Genomic DNA, 18,783 nt, shown 5'->3' with positions numbered 1-18,783 from the left:
CGCGGTGTGCCGCGCCTCTCGCGTCCGCATGTGCGTCATGATCACTCCCGATGTTTCTTTCGTGTGGATCCATCCTCACGCACAAGACCACGTGCGGTCAACGCATTTAGGGCTGCGAACCCACCCCGGGTGTCCGCATGCGGACAGTGGCCGGATTCGCTCATGCGCCGCCACCGAAACCTCTCCTAAGCTCTGCCTCGTCGAGCCGCTTACCCGGGGCCGCAGCCGACACCAATCTTCCATTCGACGAGGGGTTTTCCCATGTTCAAAAACAGAGTGCGCGCCGCGGTGCTGGCGTTCTCGGTGCTGCTGAGCGGCCTCACCACGGCCACGCTGACCGCCGCTCCCGCCTCCGCCGCAGCGTCGTGCACCGGCGGGGTGTCGGTCTACGGCGTACTGCCCGACGGCAAGCTCACCTACACCACGATCGACCCGGACAGCGGCAACATCACGCACGTCGTCGTCTCCTCCAAGTCGCTCGGGTTCGCCCCGAAAGCGCTGGCCACGCTCAACTTCAACACGCTGCTCGTCACCTCGGCGGCCGGTGTCCTCTACCGCGTCGACATCGTCACCAACAGCGGCAGCCTGACCTTCGACGACCCGATCGACGTCCAGCACGGCTGGACCCACAACCTGCTGTCCTACGACGGACACGGCCACCTCTACGGCACGACCTCCGGCGGTTCCCTGCTGCAGTACCTGGTTTCCGCGCCCAAGCCGGGCGCGAACCAGATCGGGCAGCGCCGCGAAATCGGCAGCGGCGGGTTCGCCCTCAAGACGCTCGCCACGGCCGGGGACGACCGGCTCATCGCGACCGCGTCCGACGGTCAGCTGATCAGCTACGCCGTTTCGCAGACCGGCACCACCTACACCCGTGCCCAGCTCGACGACGCCGGCTGGCAGAGCTTCGAAAACCTCGTGTCCCCCGGCGGCGGCCTGTACTACGGCAAGAACCCCGACGGCGCCATGTACTGGTACGAAGACGACGACCCGGCCGACGGGTCCGGCGCGGACATCGCCTACCACCTGGACGACCCGGTCGCCTCGCGCGGCTGGACGCAGTACCTGCTCTCGGCCGACCCGGCCGGCTGCACCAGCGCCACCCCGGTCAAGCCGCTGCGCTCGAAGATCGCCACCCTCGCCACCGGCGAGGTCGGCACCACCGAGGCGAACTGCGACAAGTACAACAGCGGGTGCAACCAGGGCGCGAACGACTGGTGCGCGATGTTCGCCACCTGGACCTGGGCGGCGGCCGGCGTGGCGAACGTGCCGCGCGGCACGTGGGTCGCCCGCGGCCTCGGCGAGTGGGGTGTCGAGCACGGCCTGTTCAAGTCCCGGACCGGCAGCTCGCACGGCAGCCCGAAGATCGGTGACTGGGTGATCTACGGCCCGCCGAACGGCAGCACGGGCGGACACGTCGACGTGATCACCGCGGTGCACCCCGACGGCACGCTCACCGTCGTCGGCGGCAACGTCAGCAACAAGGTCACGCGGCGGGTGATCGACCCCGACACCGCCCGGTCCGGCCGTGAGGAGCAGCTGATCTCCGGCTACGTCTCCCCGCCCGGCGCCTGATCCGTCCCTTCCGCGCGGTGCCGCGGCCCCGAGCCGCGGCACCGCCCCACCACCTGGAGTTCTCATGCGCACCACCACGAGATCGATCGCCGCGGGCCTCGCCGCGCTGTCCATCCTGACCGCGGGCGCGACCGCCGCGAGCGCCACCACCGAATCCGACGCCATGGCCGTCCGGATGGAGCAGCTGGCCGCCTACGCGACCGCGGCCTGCGTCCCCGGCGGCCCGACCGCGGCCGACACCGCCTCGGCGGCCCGGCTCAACAGCGTCCTGACCGGCACGCTGAAAGGGCACATGACGCCCTACCGGGTCTCCTGCGCCCGGGCCGTCATCGACGCGGTGCAGGCGCGCGGGCTGGACGAGCGCGCGGCCGTCATCGCGATCACCACCACGATCGTCGAATCCCTGCTCGAAAACATCAGCGAACGGGTCGACCACACCAGCCTCGGACTGTTCCAGCAGCTCGACTCGTGGGGCACCGAGTCGCAGCGGCTCAACCCGGCGTGGGCCACCAACGCGTTCCTGGACGTGATGCAGGACTTCTACCCGAACGGCAGCTGGCGCACCGCGCCGATCGGCGACGTCTGCCAGCGGGTCCAGCGCTCCGCCTACCCCGAGCGCTACCAGCCGCAGGCCGCGGACGCGCAGCGCATCGTCGACGAGCTGAGCAGCCCGGCCGCGACCACCGTCTCGGTCTACGGCGCGCTGTCCGACGGACGGCTGACCTACAGCACGATCAACTCGCAGACCGGCGACCGCACCAAGACCCTCGTCTCGTCCGACAACCTCGGGTTCACGCCGAAGGCGCTGGCCACGTTGAACTTCAACACCGTGCTCGCGACCTCACCCGCCGGCGTGCTCTACCGCGTCGACGTCATCACGAACAACAACTCGCTGCAGCTCGGCACCCCCGTCGCGCTCGGCAGCGGCTGGACCCACGACATGCTGACCTACGACGGCCACGGCCACCTCTACGGCATCGCCGGCAGCACCCTGATGTCCTACGTGGTCTCCCGGCCCAAGCCCGCGAGCAACCAGATCGGCCAGCGCGCGGTGATCGGCACCGGGTTCACCATGCGCACCATCGCCGCCACCGGCGACGACTGGCTCATCGGCATCAGCACCACCGGCGTCCTGCGCTCGTACCACATCGCGGCCGATTACACCTGGACCGGCACGACGCTGGCGGAGCGGTGGAGCACGTTCGACCAGATCGTCTCGCCCGGCTACGGCCTGTACTACGGCCAGACCCGCGACGGCGCGCTGTACCGCTACCACGACCACAATCCGTTCGACCTCGACGGCTCGGACATCCAGGGGTTCGGCACCGATCCGGTCGACACGCAGGGCTGGACGCAGACGCTGCTGTCGGCCCAGCCGTTCGGCGCCTAGCCCTGCCGGAGCATGGGTGACAAAGCGGCCGGACGCTGGTGGGGTGAGCCGGGCGGCGGTCCCCGCCCGGTCCCCCAGGGCTGGTGGCCCGAACCGGACAGCCTGCACTGGGTACGGGGGCCGGGACCGGAGGAGGAACCGCCGGGCAGCCACGGTCCGGCGCCGCCCGGCCCCGCGTGACCGGATCCGGACAGTGGCCGGACTTGCTCTCCCGGCGTAAGACATCGCCGCCTAACTTGTCACACATCAGAGATTGCTTTCGCAGGGGAGGACGACATGATCAAGCGAATGGTGACCGGTGTGGTGGCGGCGGCCCTGGCGGCGCTCGCGTTCGGGACCGTGGTGGCGCCCGAGGCGTCGGCTACGGGCAAGCCTCCGACGAACTGCGTGTGGATCTGGACCGCCGGCGAGCCGACGTGCCACTGGTCCTAATCGAGCCAGCCCAGCCGGGTGGCCGCGTGCACCGCGGCCACCCGGTTGTCGGCTTGCAGGGCGTCGAGCAGGCCTTGGACGTGGCGGCGCACGGTCCGCTCGCTGACGTCGAGGTGCCGCGCGATGGCGCCGTCGGTCATCCCGGTGGCCAGCAGGTCGAGCACCTTGGCCTGGGTCGGCGTCAGCCCGTGGCGCTGCTGCCCGCCGCCGTCGCCGATCGGCACGGCCTGGGTCCACACGAGTTCGAACAGCATCCGCAGCGCGGCCACGATGGTCGGGCTGCGCACGAAGACCGCCCCCGCCATCCCGCTGGGATCGAGCGGCATCAGCGCCGAGTGGTGGTCGGCGATCACCATCTTCATCGGCAGCTCGGGCGCCACCCGCATGTTCCAGCCGGCGGCGATGCTGGCCTCGACGACGCCCTTCGCGCCCTCGAACTCCAGCGCGGCGCGCTCGTAGACGTTGCGCAGCCGCACTCCGCGTTCGGTCACCGCGTCGGGCAGGGCCATCGCCGTGTTCGCGTCGGGTTTGCGCTTGAAGTGCCGCGTGGTGAAGGTGAGGAACTCCTCCTTCGCGGACAGGCACAGTTCGAGGGAGAGGGCACCGATCCGCTGCGGGTCGGACAGCACCTCGACGGCGGCGTCGCTCCCGCCGCCGTAGGCCGCCCGGTAGACGGTCTGGAGCACGTCCAGCTGCTGACGCGCCGCGAGGATCTGCCGCTGCTGCTCGACCAGCCGCTGCTGCGCGCCGAGGATGGCGTGATCGACCGCCCGCACCGGTTCCATCGGCGCCAGCACCGGGTCATCGCGGTAGTCCCGGCGGACGAACCCCCGGTCGACCAGCTCCTGCATCTCGGGAGTCGTGGCCCGCGGATCGTCCAGCGGCACCGGCCCGGACCGCACCATGGCGTCGTAAAGCGCTCCCGCTTCGGTCGACAGCAGCCCTTCCAGCATCCCCGCACCCCCGCCGCTCTTCCCGGCTCAGACTAGTCCATTCGGCGGTCTTCGGAGGGGGAGCACGCGGCGGCTCGCACGAACGCGACTACGCGCCGGCTTGTTCTTCGGAGCCGCCAAGGGGGCTCGAACCCCTGACCTTCTGTTTACAAGACAGATGCTCTACCAGCTGAGCTATAGCGGCCTGGCGCCGAGGCGCCGGACACAGTGTACCGAGCCGCCGCCCATGATCCGTTCGGGAGGCAAGATCCGCAGGTCCAGGCGACCATGGACCAACGTGGTGGACGCCACTCCATGATCCGTGCAACGGTCGGCGGGTAGCCGTCGATGGTCATCGGGGAACGAGCGAGGAGGTGGATGGATCATGAAGATCAGCGAGCGCACCAACGGGGGCCGGGCGACCAGATGGCCGCTCCTGGAACCACCCGAGCAAGCCCAGCGGCCGCGCGCGCACCGGCCCAACCTCCTCAAGCGCCGTCCGTGGCACGTCCTCGAAGCGCCGACCGGCGAGCTGCCCGCCGTCGACGCCGACGAGGCCATGGGCCCGCAGCTGCCCGACGAGGCCACCGTCAACTTCGTCCTCGACCTCTCCCTGCGCATCGGCGAGGTCCAGATGGCCAGCGGCGCGGGCGCGTCGGACGTCACCGCGACGATCATCGCCATCGCCGGGGCGCTCGGGCTGCCGCACTGCGAGGTCGACGTCATCTTCACGTCGATCACCGTGACCTGCCACCGCGGCACCGACCTGACGCCGATCACCGCGTTGCGCGTCGTGCGGAGCCGGAGCCTCGACTACACGCGGCTGACCGAGACCGAGAAGCTCGTCCGCAAGATCGTGCGCGGGCACCTGGGTGCCGAGCAGGCGCAGACCGAGCTGGAGCGGATCACCTCCGCGCCGCACCCGTACCCGCGCTGGGTCGCGACGCTGTCCTGGGGCGGCGTCGCCGCGTTCGTGACCATCCTGCTCGGCGGCGGGTTCGACATCGCGCTCGTCGCCTTCGCCATCAGCGGCGTCATCGACCGGGTCGGCCGGGTGGTGAACCGCTACGGGCTGCCGTTCTTCTTCCAGCAGGTGATCGGCGGCCTGGTCGCGACGCTGTCGGCCATGGTCATCGTGAGCAGCAACGTGCTCACCACCGACAAGCCGACGCTGGTCGTCGCGGCGGCGGTCACCGTGCTGCTGTCCGGGCTGTCCACCGTCTCGGCCGTGCAGGACGCCATCACCGGCTACAACGTCACCGCCGCCGGCCGCACCATGGAGACCGCGCTGATGTCGGCCGGCCTGATCGCCGGGGTCGTGCTCGCCCTGCGGATCGCCGTCATGCTCGGCCTGCCCCGCACGCCGCTGCCCGAGGTGACCGGGTCGACGCCGCAGCAGCTGCCGCTCGTCGTGCTCGGCGGGGCCGGCGCGGCCGCGTGCTTCGCGCTCGCGAGCTACGCCAAGATGCGCGCCATGCTGGTCGCGGCGGCCGCGGGCGGCATCGGGGCCGCCGTCTACGGCGCGCTCATGCTGGCCCGGCTGGACGGCGTCAGCTCGTCCGCGGTGGCCGCGACGCTGGTCGGGTTCTGCGGTGGCGTGCTCGCCCGGCGGCTCGGCGTCACCCCGCTCGTGGTGGCCGTGTCCGGGATCACTCCCCTGCTTCCGGGCCTGTCGACCTACCGTGGTCTGTACCAAATCGGGGTCGAGCCGAGCGGCAACATCTCGACGCTCATGACGGCCGTCGCAATCGGGCTTGCGCTGGCCGCGGGCGTGGTACTCGGGGAATGGCTGGCCCAGCCGGTGCGCACCGGACTGGGCCGGCTCGAGCGGCGGTTCGCCGGACCACGCATGGCTGGTCCGCTCGAACCGACCGAACGGAGTCTTGACTAGCAGAGCGGCACGAAGTGCCTCCGTTGAGGGCGGTGGCGGGGGCATCGGCGGAGTAACATAGCGGTCACCGGCTGTTCATCGCTCACGCGATAGGGTTTCACTCTGGGGCCGCGACCCAGACGCGAGGAGCAGGCGACGTGAGTGACCAGAAGGAGAACTCGAACCAGGCCGATTTCGTCGTGGTGGCGAACCGGCTACCGGTGGACCTCGAACGCACCGCCGAGGGCGAACGCCGGTGGACGGCCAGCCCGGGCGGGCTGGTGTCGGCGCTCGAGCCGTTCCTGCGGTCGAGGAAGGGCGCCTGGGTGGGCTGGCCGGGCGTGCCCGACGTCGACGTCGACGAGTTCGACGACGACGGCTTGGTGCTGCACCCGGTTTCGTTGAGCGCCGACGAAGTCCGCGACTACTACGAAGGTTTCTCCAACGCGACGCTCTGGCCGCTCTACCACGACGTCGTCGAGCGCCCGGTGTTCGACCGCGCGTGGTGGAACAGCTACGTCAAGGTGAACCGCCGGTTCGCCCAGGCCAGCGCCGAGGTTGCCGCCCCCGGCGCGACCGTGTGGATCCAGGACTACCAGCTCCAGCTGGTGCCGGCCATGCTGCGCGAGCTCAGGCCGGACCTGCGCATCGGCTTCTTCCTGCACATCCCGTTCCCGCCGGTCGAGCTGTTCATGCAGATGCCGTGGCGCGCCGCGATCATCCGCGGCCTCACCGGCGCGGACCTGGTCGGCTTCCACCGTCCCGGCGGCGCGCAGAACTTCCTCTGGCTGTGCCGCCAGCTGATCGGCCTCGAGTCGACGCGCGGTGCGGTCGGCGTCCGGTCGCGGCCGGGCACCATGCAGGTCGGCGACCGGACCGTCCGGGTCGGCGCCTTCCCGATCTCCATCGACGCCGCCGGGCTCGACCAGCTGTCCCGCACCAAGGGCGTCCAGGAGCGGGCCGCGCAGCTGCGGCGCGACCTCGGCAACCCCAAGACGGTCCTGCTGGGCGTCGACCGGCTCGACTACACCAAGGGCATCGACCTGCGGCTGCAGGCGCTGCACGAGCTGCTGCACGAGGGCCGCCTGCAGCCGGACGACGTCACGTTCGTCCAGCTCGCCACCCCGAGCCGGGAGCGCGTCGAGCACTACCAGCGGATGCGCGGCGAGATCGAGCAGATGGTCGGCCGGATCAACGGCGAGTTCTCCCGGGTCGGCCACCCGGTCGTGCACTACCTGCACCAGTCCGTGGACCGCACCGAGCTGGCCGGTTTCTTCTCCGCCGCCGACGTCATGGTGGTGACGCCGCTGCGCGACGGCATGAACCTGGTGTGCAAGGAGTACGTCGCCACGCGGCACGATCTGGGCGGGGCGCTGGTGCTGTCCGAGTTCGCGGGTGCGGCCGCGGAGCTCTCTAGCGCATTCCTCGTGAACCCCCACGATCTGGACGGGGTGAAGGACGCGCTAGTGGCTGCCATTACGCTCGACCCGGCAGAGGGCCGTCGCCGGATGCGCGCCATGCGTCGCCAGGTCCTCACGCACGATGTCGATCGTTGGGCGCGCTCGTTCCTCCAAGCGTTGGGTGCCGAAGGAGTCGACTGACAGTCCGCACCCATGCACGAGCTCCTGAGGAGGAGTGTTGACTGCCGAGGCCCTGCCCGCCGAGCTACGGCGCGCGATCGTCCAGATCGCCCGTACTCCGCGTCTGCTGGTCGCCTGCGACTACGACGGCACGCTGGCACCCATCACGCTCAACCCGGACGAGGCACGCCCGTTGCCCGAGTCCGTCGGGGCCCTCCGATCGCTCGCCGGCCTGCACGAGACCACCACGGCGGTCATCTCCGGCCGCGCGCTGCGTGACCTGGCCACGCTCTCCCGGCTGCCGTCCGAGGTGAACCTCGTCGGCAGCCACGGCTCGGAGTTCGACATCGGCTTCATCCACGCCCTCGACGAGAAGGCGCGGGGGCTGCACCGGCGGCTGGAGGCCGAGCTCGAACAACTCGTGCTGGACGTCCCGGGCGTGTCGCTGGAGGTCAAGCCGGCGAGCATCGCGGTGCACGTCCGGCGCGCCGAGCACGAGGCGGGCCGCCGCGTGCTCGCGGACGTCCACTCCGGACCGTCCACGTGGGAGGGCGTGTCGACCACCGACGGCAAGGAGGTGGTCGAGCTGGCGGTCGTCCAAACGGACAAAGGCCACGCACTGGACATCCTCCGCCACCAGGTGGGCGCCACGGCCGCGATCTTCCTCGGCGACGACGTCACCGACGAGAAGGCGTTCGCCCGCCTGTCCGGCCCGGACCTGGGCATCAAGGTCGGCGACGGGGAGACCCTCGCCGCGTTCCGGGTGCCCGACACCGTGGACGTCGCGCTGGTCCTCGGCTTCCTCCTCGAGGAGCGCCGCAACTGGCTGTACGGCGAGTCGGCCCCGCCGATCGAGCGGCTGTCGCTGCTGGCCAACGAGCGCTCGGTCGCGCTGCTGACGCCGGACGCCAAGCTGACCTGGCTGTGCCACCCCGGGCCGGACGCGCCCGCGGTGTTCGCCGACCTCCTCGGCGGCGAGGGCGCCGGCCACTTCTCCATCAAGCCGCACCGCAACGGCCTCCCGCTCGGCCAGCGCTACCTGCCGAACACGATGACGGTCGAGACGCGCTGGTCGCGCCTGCTCGTCACCGACTACCTCGAGCCGGAGAGCGCGCCGCACCGGACGGACCTCGTGCGCGTGATCTCGGGCGAAGCGGCGGCGAGCGTCAAGTTCGCGCCGCGCCCCGAGTTCGGCGGCGTGCCGGTGAAGCTCGAGGTCACCGAAGGCGGCGTCCGGGTGCTCGGCACGTCGGAGCCGTTCGTGCTGTACTCGCCGGGCGTGGAGTGGACCATCACCTCCGACGGCCTGCACGACACCGCGTCCGCGCTGGTGCAGCCGACACCGACCCGGCCGGTCGTGCTGGAGCTGCGCTGCGGCACCACGGACCTCGGCCCGCACGAACTGTCCGAAGTGGAACGCCGGGACCGCGCGGGCCGCTACTGGAGCGAGTGGACGTCGAAGCTGCAGCTGCCCAAGGTGCAGACCGACCTGGTGCTGCGGTCCGCGCTGACGCTGCGCGGCCTGGTCAACACCGACACCGGTGGCGTGCTGGCGGCGGCGACGTCGTCGCTGCCGGAGGAGATCGGCGGCGTCCGCAACTGGGACTACCGCTACTGCTGGATCCGCGACGCCGCGATGACCGTGCGGGAGCTCGTGCACCTGGGCTCGATCGAGGAGGCCGAGGGCTACCTGCGGTGGCTGCACGGCGTGCTCGCCACGCTGGCCGGCCCGGAGCGGCTGCACCCGCTGTACACCCTCGCCGGCAGCGTCATCGGCGCCGAAGCGGTCATCGAATCCCTGCCCGGTTATGCCGGTTCCCGCCCGGTCCGGGTCGGCAACCTGGCGAACCACCAGGTGCAGCTGGACGTCTTCGGCCCGGTCGTCGAGCTCGTGCAGACGCTCGCGGCGGCGCGCCACGAGCTGCGCGACGAGGACTGGCAGATGGTGCGCGCGATGGCGGAAGCCGTGACGCGGCGCTGGAACGAGCCGGACCACGGGATCTGGGAGGAGCGGCACGTGCCGCGCCACCGGGTCTACTCGCGGGTCATGTGCTGGGTGACGATCGACCGCGCGATCAAGCTGGGCGAGCAGTACGGCCGGGAGATCCCGGGCAACTGGCACGGCCTGCGCGAGGAGATCAAGGCCGACGTCCTGACGCACGGCTGGAACGACGAGGTCCAGGCGTTCACCACGGCCTACGACGGCACGGACCTCGACGCGGCCTCGCTGTTCGTCGGGCTCACCGGCCTGATCGACCCGGCCGACGAGCGCTTCCAGCAGACGGTGACCGCGATCGAGGCGGAGCTGCGCAGTGGGTCCACTGTGTACCGTTACCGCCGCGACGACGGCCTGCCGGGCGGCGAGGGCGGCTTCCACATCTGCGCGGCGTGGCTGATCGAGGCGTACCTGCTCACCGGGCGCCGCACCGAGGCGCAGGAGCTGTTCGACCAGATCGTCGCGGCGGCCGGCCCGACCGGCCTGCTGCCGGAGCAGTACGACCCGATCGCGGAACGGTCGCTGGGCAATCATCCGCAGGCCTATTCCCACATCGGGCTCATCCGGTGCGCCAACTTGCTGGCGGCCAGTTAGCCCTTTCGGTCCGAAAGCCCCTGAAGGCCACCATGACGGCACCCAGTGCCCTTATGGTGGCCTTCAGTGCGTTCTGGAGGTGAGCCGGTGCAGGGGACGTTCGGCCAGGTCGAGTTCGTGCCGCTGCCGCCCCGCTTCGCTGACCGGGTGCGCTGGGGGTCGGTGGTCGTCGGCTGCTCGATGATCGCCGGCATGGTGCTGCTGTTCGGGCTGACGACGTACCTGCAGGGCATCGTGCACGGCCACGCGTTCCCGGACACACTGCTCGGCAAGGCCGCCACGGCGCTGCCGCCGCTGGGCGTGCTGGCGATCGCGGTCCTGGTGCTGACCTGCCGCCGCTGCCTGCGCGGCGACTACCTCGTGGTGGCCAGCGCCGAAGCGACCCGCAGCGCGCTGCTGCTCACCTACGTCCTGACGCTGGTGCTGATCTTCGGCGCCTTCGCGGTGCCGATCGTCTTCCGGGTGTGGCGCGACACCCCGGAACTGCGGGCACCCGACCTGCTGACGACGTTCTCGACGCTCGCCTTCGCCACCATGGGGTTCCTGGGCGGGATGCTCTACCTGCGGCCGTCCGTGCAGACGCTCAGGAAGTACAGCGACCACCCGATCTGGTAAGTCCACTGTAGACAAATCAGCACCTCGCTGAACCTTCTCGGGCACCGGCCTGCGCCAAGTTGCAGAACTTTCTTTGCACAATCTTCTCTGCACGGCTACCGTGGAGCCATGACCAGCGCTCCACCACCGGAAGAGCTCGACCCGGACGCCCTCAAGGCCGTCACCCACCCGCTGCGCCGCCGGATCCTCGGCGTGTTGTCGGCCGGCCCGGCGACCGCCACGAAACTCGCCCAAGCCCTGGGCGAAAACACCGGCGCGACCAGCTACCACCTGCGGGAGCTGGCTCGCTTCGGGTTCGTCGAGGACGTCCCGGAGCTCGCGCGGGGCAAGGAACGGTGGTGGCGGACGCGGCGGCGGGACATCCGCTGGCCGCGCCGCAGTGAGCAGAGCGCCGAATCCCGGATGCTGTTCGACGACATGCAGCGGCAGGGGTTCGAGGACGACCTCGAAAAGCTCAACCGGTTCGCGGAACAGCGCGAGGAGCTGCCCGGCGGCTGGCCGGACGCGCTGCTCTTCGCGCGCGGCGGCACGTGGCTCACCGAAGAGGAGCTGCAGCAGTTCTGGCAGGACTACATGGAGCTGTTCCGCCGGTACTGGCGGACCGAAGGCGACCGGTCAGGCGACCGGTCACCGGAAGCGCGGCGCGTGCTCGTGCGCTGGCTCGCCTTCCCGGATCCAGGGGAATGACATGACACAGGGGGATTTCCATGCGAAAAGCGGTTCTACTGGCCGGGGTGATCCTGGCGGTCACGGCGCTGGCGCCACCGGCGTCGGCGGCGTCCGTGACCAACGACGACGTGACGTTCGCCAACGGCGGGGTGACCTTGCACGGCACCGTCATCGCACCACCCGGCGGGACGAAACTGCCGGGCCTGGTGATGGTCCACGGCTCGGGGGCGCACAGCCGGGAGGACTACCGCGAACAGGCGGAAGCCTTTGCGCGGCAAGGCATCGCGACCCTCATCTACGACAAGCGCACGGACGGCTATTCACAGTTCGAACGCTCGTACTCGACCCTCGCGGACGACGCATTGGCCGCGGTTTCCGTGCTGCGCAAGCGATCCGACGTCGATCCGGCGCGGGTCGGCGTGTGGGGGTTGAGCGAAGGCGGCTGGGTGGCACCACTGGCGGCATCGCGTTCGTCGGACGTCGCCTTCGTGGTGACGCTGGGCGCGAACGGTGTCGAGCCGTCGCGGCAGCAGGCGTGGGCCGTCGAGAACCAGTTCCGGCGGCTGGGCATGGACGGCTCGATCGTGCGGATGGCGTCGGCGATGCTGCGTCAGCTCGCCGGCGCCGGGGTGTTCCCGGAAGCGCACTACGACCCGGTGCCGGTGCTGACGAGCCTGCGGCAGCCGGTGCTCGGGTTGTGGGGCGCGAAGGACATCCTGACCCCGCCCGGTGAAGCGGTCCGGATCTTCCGGGAATCGGTGGCGCACCACACGTTGCGGGTCTTCCCGGACGCGCAGCACCAGCTGCGCCGGACCACCGACGGCTTCGACAAGCTGCCCGGGTACGCACCCGGCTACCTCGAACTGGTGGGCAGCTGGGTGAACCACCCGCCCGCGGTCTCCACCGCCGACGCGCCACCGGTACAGGACCGGCCGAGCACCGCCGTGACGCCGCTCGCCTGGTACGAGCCGACGTGGCTGCAGCTCGCCGTGCCGGTGTTCCTGCTGGTGGCGTTCGCCTGGTACCCGCTGTTCCGGCGCGGCCCCGCGGCACGGCCGGCCCGCTGGCTGTCGGCGACCGGGCTGCTCGCCGTGCTCGGCTTCCTGGTCGTCGACGTGCTGATCCAGCTGTCGATGGGCAAGGGCCTGGGCCCGGTCGTCGCCGGCCGCCCGCTGCCGTGGCTGGCGTTGCAGCTGCTGTCGCTGGGCGCGGTGGCGGCCACCATCGGCACAGCGGTGGCGTGGTGGCGCAACCGCGGCCCCCGGCTCGGCGTCCTCTTGGCCGGGGGCGTGGTGTTCGTCCCGTGGGCGATCTACTGGGGCCTGCTGGGCGTCTAGCTTCGCCGTGAACGCTGTCGGCGCCTGCGGGCAACTGGGGGCATGCAGGTGATCCACGAGGGTTCGGAGCGCTGGGGGCCCGACCGCCCGGACCTGGGCGGACCCGAGCCCGGGCCGGCGTTCGGGCGGCTCTTCGACGCCCATGCCGCGCAGCTGCGGCGGTACCTCGCGCGCCGCGTCGGGGCGGAACCGGCGAACGATCTCGTCGCCGAGACCTTCCTGGTCGCGTTGCGGCGGCGCGAGACCTACCGGCCCGAGCTGGGTACCGCCCGGTCGTGGCTCTACGGCATCGCCACCAACCTGCTGCGCCACCACGTGCGATCCGAACTGCGCGGGCTGCAGGCCACCGCCCGGCTCGCCCGGACCGGCGAAGTCAGTCACGCGAACCACGACGGCCGCGTCGCCGAGCAGGTCGACGCCCAGGTGCGGGCCGCGCAGCTGGCCGGCGCGCTGGCCCGGCTCAGCCCGGCCGACCGCGACACGCTGCTGCTCGTGTCGTGGGCCGGGCTGGAGCCGGGCGAGGTCGCCGAGGCCCTCGGGATACCGCCCGGTACGGTCCGGTCGCGGTTGCACCGGATCAGACGCTGGCTCAGGACGAACGCCCCGGCCCAAGAGGAGGTGCAGGACCTTGCGTGAAGACAACGTCCGGAAGATCTGGTCCGAAACCGAACTCGACGCGGCGCTGGCGGACCTGAACAGCGACGTCGGCCCGGGCGACGGGCTCGCCTTCGCCCGCGCGTCCCTGCTCGCGGCGGCCGGGGGTGAGGAGGCGCCGGCCGCCGGGTCGCGCCGGACCGGGGCGTGGCGGTGGCTCGCGGTGGCCGCGGCCGTCGTCACCCTGGTCGGCGGGCTCGGCGTCGCCGCCGCCGTGTGGACGCCGGACCCGCTGGAGACGGCACGGCCCGCCGCCGAGCTCCCCGACCTCGACCGCCCGCTCGCGCCCGGCGAGTTCCACTACACGGAGATGCGCGACTGGGTGACGCAGACCGGCAACGGGTTCATGACCAAGGCCCAGCGCCGGATCGAGCTCTGGATCCCGGCCGATCCCGACGGCGTGTGGCACCGGCGCACGACGCTGACGGGCCGCTGGGCGGACGGCAAGTCCGAACCGCTGCCCAGCCCCATCGACGAGTACGGGCCGGGCGGGGTGTTCGCCGCGCAGCACTACCTGAACTGGCTGACCCCCGACGCGGCGTTCGTGGCCTCGCTGGCCCCCGACCGGCAAAAGCTGGTCGGGCGGCTGACCTCGGACACACTCGACGTCGACGACCCCCGCAAAGGGCGGCTGCACTCCGCCACGGAGGCGCTCGGCATGGTCCGGAGCGTGCTGGAAACCGGCCTGCTCCGGCCGGACGTCCGGCTCGCGTTGCGCGACGCGCTCGCGAACTTCCCGGGCATCTTCGTCGTGCCCCACTGGACGCTGCCGGACCAGCGGCAGGCTGCCGTCTACGTCGCCAAGGACTCCGGGCTGCGGTTGTTCCTCGACCCGGCGACGGCGCGCCTGCTGGCCGCGGACAGCGCGCCGACCCCGGCGGCGATCCGCAACAAGGAGACACCGCTGAACCCGCCACCGAGCAGCGTGCCCCCGCCGAACCCCACGACGACCCGGTTCCCCCTCGCCCCGAACCGGCCCGATGCCCCGGACACGCAGTACTCCTACGCCATCACGCGGACCTCGGGGTGATCAGCGCGCGTGCCCGGCCGCGTTCAGCGCGTCCGCGACGTTCGCCACCTCCAGGACCCGGATCCCGGCGGGCGGCTTGCCCGAGTCCGGCGGGACCAGCGCGTGCGTGAACCCGAGCCGGGCCGCCTCCGCCAGGCGGCGGCCCACGCTCGGCACGCGCCGGATCTCCCCGGCCAGCCCGACCTCGCCCACCGAGACGAGCCGCGGCGAAAGGGCGACGTCTTCGAAACTCGACGTCAGCGCCAGCACCAGCGCCAGGTCGATGCCCGGTTCGGTGATCTTCATGCCGCCGACCGTGGCCGCGTAGACGTCCTTGTCGCCGAGCTTCAGGCCGCCGCGCTTCTCCAGCACCGCCAGGACCATCGCCACCCGCGCGGAGTCGAGGCCGCTGACCGCGCGCCGCGGCTGGGGCGCCGCGGTGGCCGAGACCAGCGCCTGGACCTCGCCCAGCATCGGCCGCTTGCCCTCCATCGACACCGTGATCGCCGTGCCGGACACCGGCTCGGCCGTGTGGCTCATGAACAGCCCCGACGGGTCCGGCACCCCGACGATGCCTTCTTCCTGCAGCTCGAAGCAGCCGATCTCGTCGGACGCGCCGAACCGGTTCTTGATGCCGCGGAGCATCCGCAAGGTCGAGTGCTTGTCGCCCTCGAACTGCAGCACGACGTCCACCAGGTGCTCCAGCACGCGCGGGCCGGCCACCGAGCCGTCCTTCGTGACGTGCCCCACCAGCACCACCGGCAGCCCGCGCTCCTTGGCCAGCGCGACCAGCCCGGACGTCACCGCGCGGACCTGTGTCACGCCGCCGGGTGAGCCGTCGACCTGCGGGGACGCCATGGTCTGGACGGAGTCGACGATCAGCACCCCGGGTTTGACGTCGTCGACGTGCCCGAGGATGGCCGAAAGGTCGCTCTCGGCGGCCAGATACATCCGGTCGTGGACGTTGCCCGTTCGCTCGGCGCGCAACCGGACCTGGCCCGCGGACTCCTCGCCGGTGACGTAGAGGGACCGGTCGACCGTCTTCGCCCACTGGTAGGCGACCTCGAGCAGCAGGGTCGACTTGCCGACACCCGGCTCACCCGCGAGCAGCACCACCGCGCCGGGCACCAGGCCGCCGCCGAGCACCCGGTCGAGCTCCGGGACACCGGTGCGCCGGGCTCGCGCCGCTTCGACGTCGACCTCGCCGATCGGCCGCGCGGGCGCGCTCGGCGCCCCGGCCGCGACGCGCTGGATCGCCGGCTTGACCGGCGCCCCGCGCTCCTCGAGCGAGCCCCACTCCTGGCACTCCGGACACCGGCCCAGCCACTTGGCCGCTTCGTACCCACAGCTCGCGCAGCGGTAGGTGGTCCCCTTCTTCACCCCGTGAGGCTATCGGCGACCACCGACAAAACCGGGGACCTACTCCTTGGCGTGCGCCGGCGCCGCGACCGGCAGCTCGACGGTGACCGGTCCGGCGTTCTGGAAGACGAAGGTGACCTTGATGACCTGACCCGGCCAGAGCGGCTGCTTCAGCGGGGGCAGCGTCACCTTGGCCTGGCCGACCTTCTCCGGCGCGGTCGGCGTCGCGGCCGGGCCGGACGACGGGACCTCGGAGGTGGCCGTGGCGGTGAGGCTGCCCGGGCTGTTGGAGGCCGAGCTGCTGCCGGTCGGCGTGCCACTGGACGTCGGAGCGCCCGACGACGACGGCGCGGCCGAGGACGTGGGCTGCGCTTCGTTCGTGGACTCGACGGCGTCGTCCGGGCCGATCACCAGCGAGTGCATCGCGACGATGGTCTTGGACCCTTCGATGGTGGCCTGGGCGCCGTCTTCGGTGGTCACCGAGACGAGCGAGTCGTCCTGCTGGCCGCTGTTGACGATCGTCAGGGTCAGCGCCGGGGTCGCGCCGGCCGGGTAGCCCGGGCCCGACTTCGGGTACTGGACCGCGGCGTTGCGCAGTTCGATGGTCTTGACCTGGGCGTGCGTGCCGTTGACCGCGGGCTGCTGCGAGGCGGTCTGGGTGATCTGGCCGGCCCCGCACCCGGCGAGCGCGAGCGCGGCACCGAGCGCCAGCACGCCCGCACCGAGCACGCGACGATTCTGCAGCCTCACGTCGCAGTCCTTCCCTTTTCACGGCCTCGTCGCCCCGAAGACTAGCCGGGGTCGATCTCCGCCGCGGAACGGGTGTGGGTTGCCAGGACGCGGCGACCAAGATCAACCGTCCACAAAGGAATTCCTGGCCTGTGACGAAACGCTTCCCCGCTACCTGCGTGAGCACGGGGGTCCGACGTTTGTCAACCCCTGGCCAGGCCGCTGACCTGCGAGGACGAGTCCGGCCCGCTAGGTGGGCACTGGCGGCTCGTGCTAGGATGGAGTCAGCGAAAGGGGCAGAGGACACATGGTTTTCAAGGTCGGAGAGACCGTCGTCTACCCGCACCACGGTGCCGCACTCATCGAAGCCATCGAGACCCGCGTGATCAAGGGCGAGGAAAAGAAGTACCTCGTCCTCAAGGTCGCGCAAGGGGATCTCACGGTTCGCGTGCCCGCAGACAACGCCGAAATCGTCGGCGTCCGCGATGTCGTCGGGCAAGAAGGACTGGACAAGGTCTTCGACGTTCTGCGTGCTCCGCACACCGAAGAGCCCACCAACTGGTCTCGTCGGTACAAGGCCAACCTCGAGAAGCTCGCCTCCGGCGATGTGAACAAGGTGGCCGAAGTGGTGCGCGACCTCTGGCGGCGAGAGAAGGACCGCGGACTTTCAGCCGGTGAGAAGCGCATGCTGGCGAAGGCGCGGCAAATTCTGGTCAGCGAGCTCGCGCTCGCGGAGGGCACCGACGAGGACAAGGCTGAGGTCCTCCTCGACGAAGTTCTGGAAACCGCGACGGTCTGAGCCCAGGCAGGCATCCCGCTCGACGGGCGGGTGGGTGCCTCTACGCTCGCGTACCGATGAACGTCGTCGCGATCGTGACCGTCGCACACCATGCCTCCGACGGGGAGTCCGCTCTCACGCCGGTCCATGGTGATGCGCTACTCACGCACACCGTGCGGGGGCTGCTCGACGTGCCGGAGATCGATCTGGTGCTGGTGGCGGCCCCCCAGCGGTGTGCTTCGTCGTTTTCCGAGGCCGTTCGCGGCCTCGCCTGCCGGGTCGTCCCCGGCTCGCTCCGGCAGGCTTTCGCCGCCGTCGAGCCCGAACTCGCCCCTGGTTCCGTTGTACTCCTCCACGACGCACTGCGAGCCTTCACGCCTGCGCAAACGGTGCGTGACGTCATCAGCGCGGTCCGTGACGGCGCATCGGTCGTGGTCCCGGCGTTGCCGATGGCCGACACGGTGAAGGTGACCGACGCGGCATCGCTGATCATCGGCACGCAAGACCGGACGCGGCTGCGCACGGTCCAGACACCGGTCGGGTACGCATTCACGGCGTTCCGGCCGGACCTCGTGCCCGCCGGCGCGGCGACGGTCCCCGGCCACCCGGACGCGATGCGCGTCACCAGCGAGTTCGAACTGTCCCTGGCCGAGGCGATCGCGGCGGCACCGAAGAACGAGGAGACGCTGTGAGGATCGGCAACGGGGTCGACGTCCACCCGATCGAAGCGGGCCGCGAGTGCTGGATGGCGGGCCTGTCATGGCCGGACGCCGACGGCTGCGCGGGCCACTCCGACGGCGACGTCGCAGCCCACGCGCTGTGCGACGCCCTGCTGTCGGCCGCGGGCCTCGGCGACCTGGGCACAGTGTTCGGAATGGGCGACCCCCGCATGGACGGCGCGCACGGCACCGACATGCTGGCCGAAGTCCGCGGCCTGATCGAGGCGGCGGGCTGGCGGGTGGGAAACGCCACGGTCCAGATCGTGGGCAACGCCCCCCGCGTAGGAAAGCGGCGCGAAGAGGCACAGAAGGTCCTGTCGGAGGCGGTGGGCGGCCCGGTGAGCGTGTCCGGAACCACATCCGACGGCCTGGGCCTGACCGGCCGCGGCGAGGGCATAGCGGCCTTCGCGACAGCGTTGCTGCTCACAGCGGAGTAGGCGAGGGGCGCACCTCAGCGGCGGGTGGCGCACCTCCAGGGCCGGCGCGTGGACAGCCCAGCGCCGACCGAATGTGAACTTTGCCGCTTTCGTAGGACGTGAACGCAA

The 18,783-nt window shown here is 71.1% G+C and carries 17 protein-coding genes and 1 tRNA gene; 14 read left to right on the top strand and 4 right to left on the bottom strand.

Going from position 1 to position 18,783, the window contains the following annotated elements:
• Positions 1-261: 261 nt before the first annotated feature.
• The 3 genes from C2L58_RS49585 to C2L58_RS49580 all read left to right on the top strand — a co-directional run bounded on the left by C2L58_RS49585 (position 262) and on the right by C2L58_RS49580 (position 3,397).
• Entirely contained in the window at positions 262-1,575 is a 1,314-nt protein-coding gene (locus C2L58_RS49585; RefSeq protein WP_158264244.1) for a tachylectin-related carbohydrate-binding protein, read from the top strand.
• A 64-nt stretch (positions 1,576-1,639) separates the two neighbouring features.
• A complete protein-coding gene (locus C2L58_RS44325; RefSeq protein ID WP_199191726.1) occupies positions 1,640-2,965 on the top strand; it encodes a tachylectin-related carbohydrate-binding protein in 1,326 nt (441 codons plus the stop codon).
• Positions 2,966-3,241: 276 nt separating this feature from the next.
• Entirely contained in the window at positions 3,242-3,397 is a 156-nt protein-coding gene (locus C2L58_RS49580; protein WP_158264243.1) for a hypothetical protein, read from the top strand.
• Here C2L58_RS49580 and C2L58_RS44320 read toward each other — a convergent pair.
• A complete protein-coding gene (locus tag C2L58_RS44320) occupies positions 3,394-4,350 on the bottom strand; it encodes a LuxR C-terminal-related transcriptional regulator (RefSeq protein ID WP_103343620.1) in 957 nt (318 codons plus the stop codon). The genes C2L58_RS49580 and C2L58_RS44320 overlap by 4 nt on opposite strands.
• Before the next feature lie 111 nt (positions 4,351-4,461).
• Positions 4,462-4,534: transfer RNA gene (locus C2L58_RS44315), tRNA-Thr, on the bottom strand.
• 180 nt (positions 4,535-4,714) lie between these two features.
• On the opposite strand from C2L58_RS44315, the gene C2L58_RS44310 reads away from it, so the two are divergent.
• The 8 genes from C2L58_RS44310 to C2L58_RS44275 all read left to right on the top strand — a co-directional run bounded on the left by C2L58_RS44310 (position 4,715) and on the right by C2L58_RS44275 (position 14,674).
• Positions 4,715-6,220, top strand: coding sequence for a threonine/serine ThrE exporter family protein (locus C2L58_RS44310; RefSeq protein WP_103343619.1), 1,506 nt, complete (start codon positions 4,715-4,717; stop codon positions 6,218-6,220).
• A 137-nt stretch (positions 6,221-6,357) separates the two neighbouring features.
• Complete coding sequence (locus C2L58_RS44305) at positions 6,358-7,800, top strand: alpha,alpha-trehalose-phosphate synthase (UDP-forming) (RefSeq protein ID WP_103343618.1); 1,443 nt, start codon at positions 6,358-6,360, stop codon at positions 7,798-7,800.
• A 37-nt stretch (positions 7,801-7,837) separates the two neighbouring features.
• Positions 7,838-10,369 carry a trehalose-phosphatase gene (gene otsB / locus C2L58_RS44300; RefSeq protein WP_441296376.1) on the top strand — a complete coding sequence of 844 codons (2,532 nt, stop codon included), beginning with the start codon at positions 7,838-7,840 and terminating at the stop codon, positions 10,367-10,369.
• An 87-nt stretch (positions 10,370-10,456) separates the two neighbouring features.
• Positions 10,457-10,984 (top strand): hypothetical protein, encoded by a 528-nt coding sequence (locus tag C2L58_RS44295; protein ID WP_103343616.1) that lies wholly within the window; start codon positions 10,457-10,459, stop codon positions 10,982-10,984.
• Between the two features lie 108 nt (positions 10,985-11,092).
• Entirely contained in the window at positions 11,093-11,671 is a 579-nt protein-coding gene (locus C2L58_RS44290; protein ID WP_103343615.1) for an ArsR/SmtB family transcription factor, read from the top strand.
• 47 nt (positions 11,672-11,718) lie between these two features.
• Positions 11,719-12,990, top strand: coding sequence for an alpha/beta hydrolase family protein (locus C2L58_RS44285; protein WP_103343614.1), 1,272 nt, complete (start codon positions 11,719-11,721; stop codon positions 12,988-12,990).
• A 42-nt stretch (positions 12,991-13,032) separates the two neighbouring features.
• Positions 13,033-13,626 carry an RNA polymerase sigma factor gene (locus C2L58_RS44280; protein ID WP_103343613.1) on the top strand — a complete coding sequence of 198 codons (594 nt, stop codon included), beginning with the start codon at positions 13,033-13,035 and terminating at the stop codon, positions 13,624-13,626.
• The gene (locus C2L58_RS44275) at positions 13,619-14,674 is read left to right on the top strand and encodes a hypothetical protein (protein ID WP_103343612.1); all 1,056 of its coding nucleotides are present in this window, start codon (positions 13,619-13,621) and stop codon (positions 14,672-14,674) included. The genes C2L58_RS44280 and C2L58_RS44275 overlap by 8 nt, the downstream gene beginning before the upstream one ends.
• On the opposite strand, the gene radA is transcribed toward C2L58_RS44275, so the two are convergent.
• Positions 14,675-16,033, bottom strand: a complete 1,359-nt coding sequence (gene radA, locus C2L58_RS44270) for a DNA repair protein RadA (protein WP_103343611.1) — start codon at positions 16,031-16,033, stop codon at positions 14,675-14,677.
• A gap of 39 nt (positions 16,034-16,072) precedes the next feature.
• Positions 16,073-16,762 carry a hypothetical protein gene (locus C2L58_RS44265; RefSeq protein ID WP_103343610.1) on the bottom strand — a complete coding sequence of 230 codons (690 nt, stop codon included), beginning with the start codon at positions 16,760-16,762 and terminating at the stop codon, positions 16,073-16,075.
• 286 nt (positions 16,763-17,048) lie between these two features.
• Here C2L58_RS44265 and C2L58_RS44260 point away from each other — a divergent pair, with 286 nt between their 5' ends.
• The 3 genes from C2L58_RS44260 to ispF are packed head-to-tail and all read left to right on the top strand — an operon-like array spanning position 17,049 to position 18,675.
• Positions 17,049-17,540 carry a CarD family transcriptional regulator gene (locus C2L58_RS44260; protein ID WP_004559016.1) on the top strand — a complete coding sequence of 164 codons (492 nt, stop codon included), beginning with the start codon at positions 17,049-17,051 and terminating at the stop codon, positions 17,538-17,540.
• 56 nt (positions 17,541-17,596) lie between these two features.
• Positions 17,597-18,211, top strand: a complete 615-nt coding sequence (locus C2L58_RS44255) for an IspD/TarI family cytidylyltransferase (RefSeq protein ID WP_103343609.1) — start codon at positions 17,597-17,599, stop codon at positions 18,209-18,211.
• The gene (ispF, locus tag C2L58_RS44250) at positions 18,208-18,675 is read left to right on the top strand and encodes a 2-C-methyl-D-erythritol 2,4-cyclodiphosphate synthase (RefSeq protein ID WP_103343608.1); all 468 of its coding nucleotides are present in this window, start codon (positions 18,208-18,210) and stop codon (positions 18,673-18,675) included. Before C2L58_RS44255 ends, ispF begins: the two co-directional genes overlap by 4 nt.
• Positions 18,676-18,783: the final 108 nt, after the last annotated feature.

The organism is Amycolatopsis sp. CA-126428 (assembly GCF_002904335.1).
In the GTDB taxonomy this organism is placed as follows: domain Bacteria; phylum Actinomycetota; class Actinomycetes; order Mycobacteriales; family Pseudonocardiaceae; genus Amycolatopsis.
Note: the sequence above shows the minus strand (reverse complement) of the source record. Positions and strands in the feature narration are given on the sequence as shown.

Bases quoted from the DNA above. Each gene is read 5' to 3' on its own strand.
- C2L58_RS49585 (WP_158264244.1), top strand. From the start codon at position 262: ATGTTCAAAAACAGAGTGCGCGCCGCGGTGCTGGCGTTCTCGGTGCTG.
- C2L58_RS44325 (WP_199191726.1), top strand. From the start codon at position 1,640: ATGCGCACCACCACGAGATCGATCGCCGCGGGCCTCGCCGCGCTGTCC.
- C2L58_RS49580 (WP_158264243.1), top strand. From the start codon at position 3,242: ATGATCAAGCGAATGGTGACCGGTGTGGTGGCGGCGGCCCTGGCGGCG.
- C2L58_RS44320 (WP_103343620.1), bottom strand. From the start codon at position 4,350: ATGCTGGAAGGGCTGCTGTCGACCGAAGCGGGAGCGCTTTACGACGCC.
- C2L58_RS44310 (WP_103343619.1), top strand. From the start codon at position 4,715: ATGAAGATCAGCGAGCGCACCAACGGGGGCCGGGCGACCAGATGGCCG.
- C2L58_RS44290 (WP_103343615.1), top strand. From the start codon at position 11,093: ATGACCAGCGCTCCACCACCGGAAGAGCTCGACCCGGACGCCCTCAAG.
- C2L58_RS44280 (WP_103343613.1), top strand. From the start codon at position 13,033: ATGCAGGTGATCCACGAGGGTTCGGAGCGCTGGGGGCCCGACCGCCCG.
- C2L58_RS44260 (WP_004559016.1), top strand. From the start codon at position 17,049: ATGGTTTTCAAGGTCGGAGAGACCGTCGTCTACCCGCACCACGGTGCC.
- C2L58_RS44255 (WP_103343609.1), top strand. From the start codon at position 17,597: ATGAACGTCGTCGCGATCGTGACCGTCGCACACCATGCCTCCGACGGG.